We start from the raw sequence: 12,925 nt of genomic DNA on the forward strand, positions 1-12,925 counted from the left end.
AAAAAAGGCGGCCTGCTCGCACAGGCCGCCAAGGGGGATTGGCTCAGAAGTCGAGCGAGAGTGTCAACTGGCCGTAGCGCGACGACTGCAGGAAGCGCTCCTGGCCGAAGAACTCGTTGCGATCGCCGACGCCGGGTTCCAGCTCCTGGTAGACCCAGACCGGCTCCTGCCTGTCGAGCAGGTTGTAGACGGCGAGCTTGGCCCTGAACGTGGAGGGGCCGAAGGAACGCTCGTACGCGATGCTCGCGCCGATGTCGAAGATCCACGGCATGCGCCCGGCGCCGCCGCGCGGGGAATGCTCGAAGATCCGGTCATCGGTGCTCCAGGTGTCGCCTTCGCTCGCATCCACCGGCCGCGTGCAGTTCTCCACACACAGGTAGTAGCTGTGATAGCTCTTCCAGTTGTAGGGGTTGCCGACGCCGAACGCGGTGATCGGACCTCCCGAGCGCGCGTCCAGGGTGGCGCCCACGCGCCACTGGTCGGTCAGCGCATAGGTGCCGCGCAGCTTGAACTGGTGGCGGTGGTCGTTGGCCAGGGGGCCGTAGCCGTCGAGGTTCACGAACGGATCGTCGAAGTTCTCGGTGCGGCCGGTGTCGCCGAAGTTGGTGTCGGTGTTGACCGGGCCCTCGGCGTTGCCCTTGTTCCAGGACAGCGTGTACGACGCATTGAACATCCACTTGTCATCCCAGGCACGATCGACCTGAAATTCCAGCGCCTCGTAGGTGCGCCTGGGCTTCACCCAGCCACGCTGGCCGGTGGGCGTGGAGCTGACATACCTCCAGCGGCCGTCGATGAACTGGTAGTTGTCGGCCTCGGTCCAGTAGCCCGCCGTCGCGGTATCGATGGTCAGGTAGCCATCAGCCACGCCGTCGCAATTGGTGTCGCCCCAGATGGTGGCCTCCTCGCCGGGGTTGCCCATAACCCAGCTGCTGGCGACCCGCCCGCAGTGCGTGGCGTTGATGTTCATGTCGTCGATGGCGTTGTTGAGCTTGCGGTAGATGCCGCGCACGCCCCACGACCAGGTCTGGCTGAGCTGCTGCTGGAAGCCGAGGATCAGCTCGTCCTGGTAGACCGGGTCCATGTCGGCGTCGACTTCCGCACGCAGGTCGCCGACGCTGCCGTCGCCCTGGCTGTTGTCGAAGCCGAACTGCGGGCCGAGAATCGGCACCGCGTACTGCACGCCGTTGCGCTCCTCGATCTGCCAACCATCGAATCCGTAGTAGGTGCGCTCGTCCAGCAGCGCGCCGGCCTGCTTGATGTTGATCACGTTCGCGACCGGCAGGAAGTAACGGCCGACGTTGCCGAACAGCTTGGTCGTGCCGTCCCCGCGCATGTCCCAGGAGAATCCGACCCGCGGCGCCCACATCTCGTCCATCTCGATGTAGCTGCGGCCCTCGGCGTCCTTGTTGTCGAAGCGCTCGTTGCGCAGGCCCAGGTTGAGGATGAAGTTGTCGCCGATCGACCAGTTGTCCTCGATGTACCACGCGTTGTTGGTGCTCTCGAACTCACCGAAGACCACGTACCGGCGGGCGCGCACGTAGGCGTTGTAGCCGGGCGGCACAATGCCGGCACCCGGGATCTGGGCGCCTGGACTCGTGGCGAAGACGTTGTACTGGATGCCGCCGGGGCCGGCGTAGGCCTGGTCCAGGTCGGAGGTGTTGGACTCGCGGTCGACGCCGAAGCGCAGCAGGTGGTCGCCCAGCGCCCATTCGAAATCGGCGCGGGTCTGCTCGCGCTCGTCGTTGCGGTCGTAGATCGTGGCATTGCTGGTGCAACCCAGCGGCACGCCGGGGTCCTCCACCCCTGTCCCGCGGGTCACGTAGTTGCATTCGGCGTCGTTCGGGGAGGCGGTCACGCTGTTGCGCTCGCTGCGGCCGTGCATCAGCTTCATCGACAGGTTGTCGGTGAGATAGGAGGTCCAGGTGAGCGCCCAGTTGCGCCCGCCGCTCTCGGAGTACCTGTCGCTGAGCTTCTGGCCGACGGTATCGGTGTCGAAGTCGTAGCCGTAGGTGCTGCTGTCGATGCGGTTCTCGTTGGAGAACGCCATCAGGCTCAGCAGGTTGCTGTCGGTCAGCTGCCAGTCCAGCGTGGTGCCCCAGAAGCCATCGTCGGAGTCGCCCTCGGTCAGGCTCGTGCCGGCGTTGTCGGTGTTCTGCGGCTCGACCTTGCGCCCTTCGTACATGGCGTAGAAAAACAGGCGGTCCTGCACGATCGGTCCCGACGCCCACACGTTCATCCGGGTCGAATCGCTGGTGTCGCGGCTGCGGGTCAGATAACGCTCGCCGTTGAAGTAGCTGTCGCGCTGGCTGGCCTGCCAGTCCTCCGGCGTCCACACCAGCTTGGCGCCGTAGTGGAACTCGTTGCTGCCGGACTTGGCCACCGCATTGACCACGCCGCCGGTGGTGCGGCCGAACTCGACCGAGTAGCCGCCGGTCTTGACCTGGAACTCGCGGTAGAAGTCGAACGGCGCCTCGGAGAACCCGACCCGGTTGTAGAAATCGGTGACGTTGAGCCCGTTGATGTAGAACGCGTTTTCCGCGACCGAGGAGCCGCCGAAGGAAACGCCGCCGAAGCTGGCGCTGCCGCTGGCGACGCCCGGCGCGAGCAGCGCCACAGAACTGACGTTGCGCTCCACCGGCAGGCGCTCGAGCTGCTCGGCGGTGATGTTGGTGGCCGACTCGGTCGAGGTGACGTCCACGGCGTTGATCACCCGCGAGGCGACCACCTCGACCGTTCCCAGTGTCGAGACCGCTCCGGCCGTGGTGCTGACCACGGTCGCATTGCCGAGGCTGACGGTGACGTTGATCGGTTCGGCGATCGCCGCCCCATCGCGGGTGGCCTCCAGCGTGTAGTTGCCGACCGGCAGGAACGGAAACCGGTAGTTGCCGTCGGCGTCGGCGGTGACCGTGCGGGTAAAGCCGGTGTCTGGGCTGCGCACCGTGACCTGTGCATTTGCGGCGGAGCGGCCTACCACCGATCCGTCCTGGGCGATGGCCATCGGTGCCAGCGATGCCAGGCAGAGCCCCATGGCGATCGACAGCGCGGTTCTGTGCAATACGTTGTTGTTCATGCCCCCTCCGGCAGATGTAGGTCGGTCAGTCGTGTGGTGTTGTGTCAATGGTGGTCGGCTCGTCGTGCAGCACCTGCGCTTCAAAGCCGTAGTCCCACTGATCGAAGTACAGGTTGCCGCCGCTCCACTCGACCTCTCCGCGTTGGGAGTCGACGGTTTCGGAACGGAAGTGTCGTTTGGCGGGCTGCAGATCGCGGCCGTAGTCGTCGTTGAAGGCGATGCGATAGGCGTCCAGCCCGCCGAGGTAGAACCATTCCAGGCTGGCGCCGTTGGCGTCGGTGGCGCCTTCGAAGCGGCCCGTGGTGACATCCATCGGCACCCAGCCGTAGGGCGCCAGGTACAGCCAGCCCCAGTCGTGCAGGTTCCAGTAACCGTCCTCGCCATAGACCATGCCCGACTGCCAGCGCGCCGGGATGCCGTTGAGGCGCAGCAGTGTCATCAGCAGCAGGGTCTGTTGGCCACAGTCGGCATGGCCGGCGTGCAGCGCGTGGTCGCTGATGTTGGAGATGGTGGAGTACTCGCGCGCGCCGGCCCACGGAATCCGGTCGACGGCGGCAAAAAGCTTCTGCGCGATCCGGTACGGATCGGTCTCATCGCCGACCACCTGGCGCGAGAAAGCGCGCAGCGCCGGAGTGAACACGATGTGCGGCGGCCGTTCGCCGAGGTGCTGCGCGAGTTCGGCCGTGGCCGGCGCCGGCTGCACTTGTTCCGGATCGATCCCGAAGTAGCGCGCGAAGAGGGTCAACTCGTAACTGATCGAGAATTCGGTCGGCTGCCCGGCCTGCGCGGGCGCTTCCAGATAGACCGTGCGCTGCGCGGCCGATTCGGGTGCGACCACTGCCGCGGCGGGCATGCTGTGGGCCGGCATGCTGCCGCCAGCGATGCTGTCGAGCAGACTGATGTCCTCCTGCTGGCCGGAGATCGCACGCGGGAACGGGATCCAGGCCCGCACCGTTTCGCCCGGCGGTACCGCGTCGGCGTCAAGCGTGAGCGTCTGGCTGACCCGTACCCGCCGCGGCAGCACGCTGGTGGTGCCGCTGGCCAGTGCCTGCGCGCGTACCGCGGCGTGGTGCGCGTTGACCGACTCCATCGGACCTTCGCTGAAGGGAGTCTGCTCGGCGCGGCGCGCGGCGGCCTGCGGGCTCAGGCGGAACAGGTTCGGCACCGCGCGGCTGAAGTACAGCGTGCGGCCATCGATCACGCGGTGCTCCAGCAGCCCGGCCTGCTTCCATTGCGAGAATTCGGTGTCCTGGAGGTCCGGGACCAGTTCGCGCAGGCGCCCGAGCACCTCCTCCTGACTGCGGTGGAAGTCGATCAGGATGCGACGCATGCGTTCACGTTCGAACGCCAGTGCGGTGCGGGTGTCGCCGCGGGTGTCGACTTGCGCGAGGCTGGCGGTGATCGCCGCTTCGGCCGCCGCGAAATCGCCGGCATCGACCAGCGCCCTGACCTGGTCCGCCCTGTCGCCCGCGGCATCGCCGGCCGGCACGCCACCGGCGCCGAGCAGCAGCGCCAGCAGCAGCGCCAACGCACCGGCGCCGCGCCAGCCGCGAGCGGTCGAGACAAGGGCTTGCACCGTGTCCAAGCGTATTGCGTCCCCGTTTAGAAACCCACCTGTGGCGCTGTGTAGCATGGCGCTGGACAGCGGTCAATAATTTATTCTTAATACTCGTGCTATAAGAATGACTTATTCTGCACTGCACAACCGCGCTGCACGACCATGCGCGATGGGGAACGGCAAGGGATGATGATCCGACACGCACGCCCGAAGATCCGGCGCGCCCCGGGGCGCACCGGCCAGGGCAAGCCGAACCAGGCCGCGCCGGAGGCCGTCGTGTCGAACCCCCATCGCACTGAGCAGGTGAACCCATGCGACTGCCCTTGCTGCACTTGAACCGCGTACGTTCGGACCGCGCGCGATCGCCGGTCCCCGCGCTCGCCGCCGCCTCCCTGGGAGCGGCGGCGCTGCTGCTGCTGGCGTTTGCCGGCGCACCGCTGCACGCGCGCCAGCCGCACGCCGCCGATTGGATGCCGGTGCCGGTGCACGGCGTCATCGGGATCGAGCAGCAGCACCTCACGCCACGGTTCTGGATCGACCGCCTGGAACAAACCGGTTCCGAGCGGGTCGACCCAGTGCTGCTCGACCGCGCCGGGATCGCCGCACAGAACGACCGTCTGCAACGGCTCGATGGGTCGATGTACGACCTGCGCGCCGTGCCCGCCGAACTCGATCAGGCGCGGGTGCGCGGCTGGATCGAGGCGCTGTCGAAGCGGCCGACCTCGGAACGCTGGGACGTCGACGGCGTCCCGGTGCCGGCGGCGACACTGGATGCCATGGTCGACAACCTCGCGCTGAATGCGATTCCGCAAACTCGCCCGACCGGATACGGCCTGGTCGTGCGTCGCGCCGCGCTACGCGGCTTCCCGACCGCGCAACGCATGTTCAGCCGCCGCGGCGAAACCGACATCGACCGGCTGCAGGAAAGCGCGCTGTTCCCGGGCACCCCGGTGCTGATCGCGCACGAGAGTGCCGATGGTGACTGGCTGTTCGTGCTCAGTCCGCGCTACGCGGCATGGATCGAGAGGGCGCACGTGGCCGAGGGCAGCCGCGAGGAGGTGTTCGGGTATGCCGACCAGGCGCCCTACCGCGTCATCACCGGCGCCACCGAGCGCACCGTGTACACCCGCGAGGCGCCGCGCGTGTCGCAGCTGCAGCTCGAGATGGGCGTGCGCGTGCCGCTGGCGGAGGTCGCGCCGGACGAGCCGGTCAATGGCCAGCACCCCTATACCTCGCATGTCCTGAAACTGCCGGTGCGCGAGCCCGACGGCTCGGTGGCGTTCTCCCCCGCGCTGCTGCCCCGGCGCGCCGACAGCGCTGCCGACTATCTGCCGCTGACCCCGGCCAATTTGATCGGGCAGGGCTTCAAGTTCCTCGGCGAGCGCTATGGCTGGGGCCACGCCTACGATGCGCGCGACTGCAGCGGCTTCGTCTCGGAGGTCTACCGCAGCATGGGCGTGCAGCTGCCGCGCAACACCAGCGACCAGGCGGTGAGCCCGGCGTTCGACCACACGACGTTTGGCGACGCGCCCGGCGGCGCGGCCCGCGAGGCGGCGGTCGCCGAGCTGCAGGTCGGCGACCTGGTCTACATCCCCGGCCACGTGATGATGGTGATCGGCCATGTCGACGGCGCGCCCTACGTGATCCACGACACCAACGGCGGCAACTACCTGGGCGCCGACGGCAGCCTGGTGGGAATGCAGCTCAACGGCGTGGCCGTGACCCCGTTGTTGCCGATGATGTTCAACGAGCGCGAGCGCTATGTGGACCGCATGACCAGCGTGGTGCGGGTACATGGTGGAGCGCGGGAATGAGGAGCGGGAGCGAATCCACCGAGGCAGGGATCAGAGGACGGGGGACCCGGAACGGATCGATCACGACGCCTGATCGGCGCGGATCCATAGGGTTCCACCACTCCGCTCTCACCGCGCACCCAAGCGTTTCCCGCTCGCTGCTCCCCATTCCCAGCTCCCCTCTGTCCGCCCGCAGCGCCCACTCCTTCCCCGCTGATCACCATCCATGAAAATCACCAACATCCAGTTCGGCATGCTGCGGGTCCCGTTGAAGACGCCGTTCAAGACCGCGCTGCGCACCGTCGACACGGTCGAGGACATCGTGGTGATGGTGCATACCGACAGCGGCCATATCGGCTACGGCGAGGCGCCCGCCACCGCGGTGATCACCGGCGATACCCACGGCTCGATAGTGGAAGCGATCCGGTACTACCTCACCCCGCGCCTGATCGGCGAGGACATCGCCGACCTCAACCGCATCACCGGCCTGATCCAGGCGTCGATGGAAAAGAACTCCAGCGCCAAGGCCGCCGTCGAGATCGCGGTCTACGACCTGTTCGCCCAGCTCTATGGCGCGCCGGTATACAAGCTGCTCGGTGGCGGCGACCCGGTCATCACCACCGACATCACCATCAGCGTCGACTACATCGACAAGATGGTGGCCGATTCGATCAGCGCGGTGGACCGCGGGTTCGAGTCGCTGAAGATCAAGGTCGGCAAGGACATCGGCGTCGACATCGAACGCATCAAGGCGATCTACGCCGCGGTGGAGAACCGCGCCCTGCTGCGGCTGGACGCCAACCAGGGCTGGACCGCCAAGCAGGCGGTGTACGCGATCCAGACACTGGAGGACGCCGGGGTGCGGTTGGAGCTGGTCGAGCAGCCGGTCAAGGCGCAGGATGTGGAAGGCATGCGCTACGTCACCGAGCGCGTGCATACCCCGATCATGGCCGACGAGAGCGTGTTCGGCCCGATGCAGGTGATCGAGCTGATCCGCATGCGCGCGGCCGACATCATCAACATCAAGCTGATGAAGACCGGCGGCATCTCCAACGCGATCCGGATTGCCGACATCGCGGCGATGCACGGGGTCGAGTGCATGATCGGCTGCATGCTCGAGACCAGCATCAGCGTGGCCGCGGCGGTGCACGTGGCGGTGGCCAAGAGCGACGCGATCACCAAGATCGATCTGGACGGGCCCTCGCTGTGCCAGTTCAATCCGGTGGTCGGGGGCGTTATCTTCAACGAATCGGAAATCACCGTGACCGATGCGCCGGGGCTGGGCATCCGCGAGATCCACGGCATGGAAACCATCGCATGACCTCATGTCGCCACTGATCAAGGCCCCGCTGGTGAAGGCACCGTCGCCCCGGACACCGCTGCTCAAGAGCTTCTTGGTGAAGACACCGCTGGTCACCACACCACTGGTCAGAATCCGCGCCGAGCGCGACCAGATGTCGGCGATCGAGCGCCGCATTGCCGACTTCGTGCTCGAAAATGCGCAACTGCTGCGCGACTACTCCTCCCAGCAACTGGCCAATGCGCTGGGGATCAGCCAATCGAGTGTAGTCAAGTTCTGCCAGAAACTCGGCTTCAAGGGTTACCCGGACCTCAAGTACTCCATCGGCGAGGCGATCGCCCGCGCCGACAATGGCGACGCCCTGGAGATTGCCACCGCCAGCGATGCCGATCCGCACGCGGCGATGGCCGACGACCTGTGGCGCAGCAAGACCGAGGCCGAGGAGGAAACCCGCTCGATCAACCCGGCCGAAGCGATCACCGCGGTCGCAACGGCCCTCGGCAAGGCCGGCACGGTGTTCATCATCGGCCTGGGCGAGGACGACATCCACGCGCGCGCGTTCGCGCTGAAACTGTCACTGCTTGGCATCCGCACCGTGCGCAATTTCGACACCGCGCACATGGCCGCGAGCGTATCGGCCGCCGGTCCGGGCGATGTGCTGCTGGTGTTCTCCGAACACGGCAAGCAGCCCGCGCTGTGCCACATCAGCCGCTATTTCCGCGAACGCCGCGGCACCGTGGTCACCGTGACCCGCCACACCTCCAATCCGCTGCGGGCCCATGCCGATGCCTCGCTGCTGGTCTCGGCGCACGACGAGCGCCCGCACATCGAGCCGCTGCTCTACCACTGCGCGCTGCAGCACCTGCTGGACCGGCTGTTCGTGCTGCTGTGCGAGGACCGCGGCGGTCGCCACGAACAACTGCGCGCCAACCTGGCGCGAATCCAGCCGATGCTGGAGCCCTGATGTCGCCTTTTTTGTGCTTCATCCTTTGGAAAAGGAGGGTTGGGGAGGATTTGCTGTCGCTGTTGCTGTTCATGACCTGCAGAGCAAGAGCAAATCCCCGCTGTCCCCCCTTTTCCAAAGGGGGGACTTCACAACCCGCTTCCAGGATGCGCTGCATGCCGAATACACCCACTGACCGCCTTTCCCTGCTGCTCACACTGGCCCTGCTCGTGCTGGCCGGCTGCGCCCACCCGCGCGGCGAGCCTGCCGCGTCGCCACGCTGGGCCGCCACCCGGCAACTGGTGCTGGTCACCGTACCCGGCTGGGACAGCGCCCAGGGCACCCTGCACCGCTACGAGCGCGACGCGGGTGCATGGCGTGAGCTTGGCTCGTCCACACCGGTCACCATCGGCCGCTCTGGCGCCGCCTGGGGCCTGGGCCTGCATGACGCCCAGGCCGATGGCCCGGTCAAGCGCGAAGGCGACGGCCGCGCGCCGGCCGGGGTGTTCGCGATCGGCCCGGCGTTCGGCTACGCCGCCACCGCCGACACCGCGCTGCGCTACACGCCGATGCAGGCGTCGCACTACTGCATCGATGTCAGCGACTCGCCGCTGTACAACCGCATCGTCGATGCGGACGAGGTCGGCGACGGGGCGGTCGAAGGCTCGACCGAACCGATGCGTCGTGACCTGCACGCCGGCGGCGACCAGCGCTACCGGCTCGGCTTCGTGATCGAGCACAACGCCGTCGCGCAGGCTGGCGCGGGCAGTTGCATCTTCGCGCACCTGTGGAAATCCCCCGACGCCGCGACCGCCGGCTGCACCGCGATGGACCCCGCGGCTATGGACGCATTGCTGGCGTGGTTGCAGCCGGCGCGGCGGCCGGTCTTCGTGCTGCTGCCTGAGCATGAATACGATCGCTTGAAGGACGCATGGCATCTGCCCCGGTGAACACTCTGGTCGCTGCCCGGCGATGTGAGCGAACGAGCGCCCTCGTGTTCCTTCGAGTCGCCGCGGACACAGCAGCCGAGCAAGCTCGGCTCTACGCATTGCCTGCGCGCTCCTGGCGCCGCTCGACCCAACCTCACCACGAGACCTGCGCATGTCGATGACCTCCCGTGTCCTGCTCGCCCTGGTCCTGGGCGCCCTGGTCGGCCTCGCCCTGGCATGGGGCGACGCCGCGCTGGCGGTGCGCGTGGCCGATGCGGTGCAGCCGATCGGCCGGCTGTGGCTCAACGCGCTGCAGATGACGGTGGTGCCGCTGGTGCTGTCGCTGGTGGTGGTGGGGGTAACCACGGCCAGCGACGCGGCGGCGTCGGGGCGCACCGCGCGCCGCGCGATCGGCGTGTTCGTCGCGCTGCTGGGCATGGCCGCGCTGTTCGCCGCGATCGCCGCACCCGGCCTGCTGTCGCTGGTGCCGCACGACCCGGCACTGGCCGCGGCATTGGGCGGTGCGCTGTCCGGATCGCCGTTGGAGCCGGTCGCCGCGGCGGCGCCAGCCAGCTGGGCCGACTGGGTCACCGGCATCATTCCCAGCAACGCGATCGCCGCCGCCGCGGAGAGCGCGATGCTGCCACTGGTGGTGTTCGCGCTGTTCTTCGGATTCGCGCTGACCCGGATCGGGGCCGCCCGGCGCACGCTGGTGGTGGAGTTCTTCCAGGGCATCAGCGAGGCGATGATCGTGATCGTGCGCTGGGTGCTGTGGGCCGCGCCGGTGGGCGTGTTCGCGCTGATCCTCTCGGTCTGCGCGCGCTCGGGACTGAGCATGCTGAGCGCGCTGGGCCTCTACATCGCACTGCAATGCCTGCTGTACCTGGCGGTGACCGCGGCAATGCTGCTGGTGGCACTGATCTGGGGCGGCGAACCGATCCGGCGTTTCGCCGTGGCCATCGTGCCGGCCCAGGTAGTCGCCGCGAGCACCCAGTCGTCACTGGCATCGCTGCCGGCCATGCTGGAATCGGCCAATCGCCGGCTCGGGTATTCGCCGCAGGTCACCGCGCTGGTCTTGCCGATGGCGGTCACGCTGTTTCGCATCACCAGCCCGGTGCAATACATCAGCGCCGCCGCGTTCATCGCCTGGGCCTACGGCATCGAGCTGGGCGCAGCGCAGTTGGCAGCCGGCGCGGCGCTGGCGGTGGTGGTGAGCCTGGGCTCGGTCGGGCTGCCCGGGCAGGTCAGCTTCATGGCGACCAACCTGCCGGTCGCGCAGGCGATGGGGCTGCCGGTCGCCCCGCTGGGGCTGCTGCTGGCGGTGGACACCATCCCGGACGTGTTCGCGACCCTGGGCAACGTCACCGCCGATCTGACCGCGACCAGTGTGGTGGCAAGGCGCATGCCGGCGGCGCCCGCGGCCGATTCACCGTAGGGCGGGTTTTCAACCCGCCGACCGGCACCGTGGCACCCACGGCGGGCCAAGACCCGCCCTACGTCACTGTTCCGGTGATCCGCCACGCTCGGCAAGGCCGCCGTCCACAGCGTGTGCCGAAGGTCACTTGACGCTGCCGGGTCCGGCCAGCAGAGTCGATGCGGGTCGATTTTCTTCTCCTCATATCTGTATCTGTGCGTCCGCCGCCGTCGATGGTGGCGATGCGCCGCAGGCCGTACCGCTGGAGCATCACGATGGATAGACGACAGTTCCTCACGATCAGTAGCGTCGGCTTCGCCGGCCTGATGCTTCCGGCCTGGGGCCGCGTGGTCGCAGCCGAAGCGCTGCCCGAGCCGCTCGACGTGGCGATGAAGAAGTCGCTGGCCGACACCGCTTTGCAGGCTGCGACGGACGCCGGCGCGACCTATGGCGATGCGCGCATCGGCCGCTACCTGCGCCAGTTCGTGATCACCCGCGAGGACAAGGTCCAGAACGTGGTCAACACCGAGTCCACCGGCATCGGCATCCGCGTGCTCGCGGGCGGCGCCTGGGGCTTTGCCGCGACCAACGACCTCAGTGCCCAGGGCGTGGCCGACGCCGCGCGCCAGGCGACCGCGATTGCCAAGGCCAACGCCAAGACCCAGACCGCACCGGTGCAACTGGCCAAGGTGGCCGGGGTCGGCGAGGTGTCGTGGAAGACGCCGATCCGCACCAACGCGATGGAGGTGCCGATCAAGCACAAGGCCGACCTGCTGCTGGGGGTCAATGCCGACGCGATGGAAGCCGGCGCCGACTTCGTCAATTCGATGCTGTTCCTGGTCAACGAACAGAAGTACTTCGCCTCCACCGACGGCTCCTATATCGACCAGGACGTGCACCGCATCTGGGCGCCGATGACGGTCACCGCGATCGACAAGGCCAGCGGCAAGTTCCGCACCCGCGAAGGGCTTTCCGCGCCGATGGGCATGGGCTTCGAGTACCTCGATGGCGGCGCGTCCGAAAAGGTCGTCTCGCCCAACGGCGTGGTCAACTACCGCAGCGCCTACGACATGCGCGAGGACGCGATTGCCGCAGCCAAACAGGCGCGCGAGAAGCTCAAGGCGCCCTCGGTCAAGCCGGGTAAGTACGACCTGGTGCTGGACCCCTCGCACACCTGGCTGACGATCCACGAATCCATCGGCCACCCCACTGAGCTCGACCGCGTGCTCGGCTTCGAGGCCAATTTCGCCGGCACCAGCTTCGTCTCGCTCGACAAGGTCCGCGACCGCTTCCAGTACGGCAGCGAGCAGGTCAACGTGTTCGCCGACAAGACCCAGCCGGGCAGCCTCGGCGCGGTGGCCTACGACGACGAGGGCGTGGAAACCAAGCGCTGGGACCTGATCCGCGACGGCAAGCTGGTCAACCTGCAGGGCATCCGCGACCAGGTGCACATGCTTGGCGAGGACGCTTCGCAGGGCTGCTGCTACGCCGATTCGTGGTCGAGCGTGCAGTTCCAGCGCATGCCCAACGTCTCGCTGGCGCCGGGCAAGACGCCGCTCGGCGTCGCCGACATGATCAAGGACGTCGAAAAGGGCATCTACATCATCGGCGACGGGTCGTTCTCGATCGACCAGCAGCGCTACAACGCGCAGTTCGGCGGCCAGTTGTTCTACGAGATCAAGGACGGTCAGATCGCCGGCATGGTCGAGGACGTGGCCTACCAGATCCGGACGCCGGAGTTCTGGAACTCCTGCGCCGCGGTCTGCGACGAAAGCGACTACCGCCTCGGCGGCTCGTTCTTCGACGGCAAGGGCCAGCCCTCGCAGTCGTCTGCGGTCTCGCACGGCTCGAGCACGGCGCGGTTCAACGACGTCAATGTCATCAACACCGCGCGGAACCTGGGTTGATGGCGGAGGGC

The 12,925-nt window shown here is 67.5% G+C and carries 8 protein-coding genes; 6 read left to right on the plus strand and 2 right to left on the minus strand.

Translation table 11 applies throughout. The annotated features are described in order from the left end of the window. Positions 1–43 precede the first annotated feature (43 nt). Both ACJQWM_RS03960 and ACJQWM_RS03965 read right to left on the minus strand, forming a co-directional pair. Entirely contained in the window at positions 44–3,070 is a 3,027-nt protein-coding gene (locus ACJQWM_RS03960) for a TonB-dependent receptor (protein ID WP_332701712.1), read from the minus strand. A gap of 25 nt (positions 3,071–3,095) precedes the next feature. After that, entirely contained in the window at positions 3,096–4,655 is a 1,560-nt protein-coding gene (locus ACJQWM_RS03965; RefSeq protein WP_411306671.1) for a transglutaminase-like domain-containing protein, read from the minus strand. A 284-nt stretch (positions 4,656–4,939) separates the two neighbouring features. On the opposite strand from ACJQWM_RS03965, the gene ACJQWM_RS03970 reads away from it, so the two are divergent. The 6 genes from ACJQWM_RS03970 to ACJQWM_RS03995 all read left to right on the plus strand — a co-directional run bounded on the left by ACJQWM_RS03970 (position 4,940) and on the right by ACJQWM_RS03995 (position 12,914). Further along, positions 4,940–6,442, plus strand: coding sequence for a C40 family peptidase (locus ACJQWM_RS03970; protein WP_332701710.1), 1,503 nt, complete (start codon positions 4,940–4,942; stop codon positions 6,440–6,442). Between the two features lie 205 nt (positions 6,443–6,647). Further along, positions 6,648–7,742 (plus strand): dipeptide epimerase, encoded by a 1,095-nt coding sequence (locus tag ACJQWM_RS03975; protein WP_332701708.1) that lies wholly within the window; start codon positions 6,648–6,650, stop codon positions 7,740–7,742. A gap of 4 nt (positions 7,743–7,746) precedes the next feature. Then, positions 7,747–8,685, plus strand: coding sequence for a MurR/RpiR family transcriptional regulator (locus ACJQWM_RS03980; protein WP_332701706.1), 939 nt, complete (start codon positions 7,747–7,749; stop codon positions 8,683–8,685). Positions 8,686–8,840: 155 nt separating this feature from the next. After that, positions 8,841–9,614 (plus strand): L,D-transpeptidase family protein, encoded by a 774-nt coding sequence (locus tag ACJQWM_RS03985; protein ID WP_332701704.1) that lies wholly within the window; start codon positions 8,841–8,843, stop codon positions 9,612–9,614. Between the two features lie 151 nt (positions 9,615–9,765). Then, on the plus strand, positions 9,766–11,028 hold the full coding sequence (locus ACJQWM_RS03990; protein WP_332701702.1) for a dicarboxylate/amino acid:cation symporter: 1,263 nt from the start codon (positions 9,766–9,768) through the stop codon (positions 11,026–11,028). 254 nt (positions 11,029–11,282) lie between these two features. After that, a complete protein-coding gene (locus ACJQWM_RS03995) occupies positions 11,283–12,914 on the plus strand; it encodes a TldD/PmbA family protein (protein WP_332701700.1) in 1,632 nt (543 codons plus the stop codon). Positions 12,915–12,925 lie beyond the last annotated feature (11 nt).

This window comes from Novilysobacter longmucuonensis (assembly GCF_046600735.1).
In the GTDB taxonomy this organism is placed as follows: domain Bacteria; phylum Pseudomonadota; class Gammaproteobacteria; order Xanthomonadales; family Xanthomonadaceae; genus Novilysobacter_A; species Novilysobacter_A longmucuonensis.

Bases quoted from the DNA above. Each gene is read 5' to 3' on its own strand.
- ACJQWM_RS03960 (WP_332701712.1), bottom strand. From the start codon at position 3,070: ATGAACAACAACGTATTGCACAGAACCGCGCTGTCGATCGCCATGGGG.
- ACJQWM_RS03970 (WP_332701710.1), top strand. From the start codon at position 4,940: ATGCGACTGCCCTTGCTGCACTTGAACCGCGTACGTTCGGACCGCGCG.
- ACJQWM_RS03975 (WP_332701708.1), top strand. From the start codon at position 6,648: ATGAAAATCACCAACATCCAGTTCGGCATGCTGCGGGTCCCGTTGAAG.
- ACJQWM_RS03980 (WP_332701706.1), top strand. From the start codon at position 7,747: ATGTCGCCACTGATCAAGGCCCCGCTGGTGAAGGCACCGTCGCCCCGG.
- ACJQWM_RS03985 (WP_332701704.1), top strand. From the start codon at position 8,841: ATGCCGAATACACCCACTGACCGCCTTTCCCTGCTGCTCACACTGGCC.
- ACJQWM_RS03990 (WP_332701702.1), top strand. From the start codon at position 9,766: ATGTCGATGACCTCCCGTGTCCTGCTCGCCCTGGTCCTGGGCGCCCTG.
- ACJQWM_RS03995 (WP_332701700.1), top strand. From the start codon at position 11,283: ATGGATAGACGACAGTTCCTCACGATCAGTAGCGTCGGCTTCGCCGGC.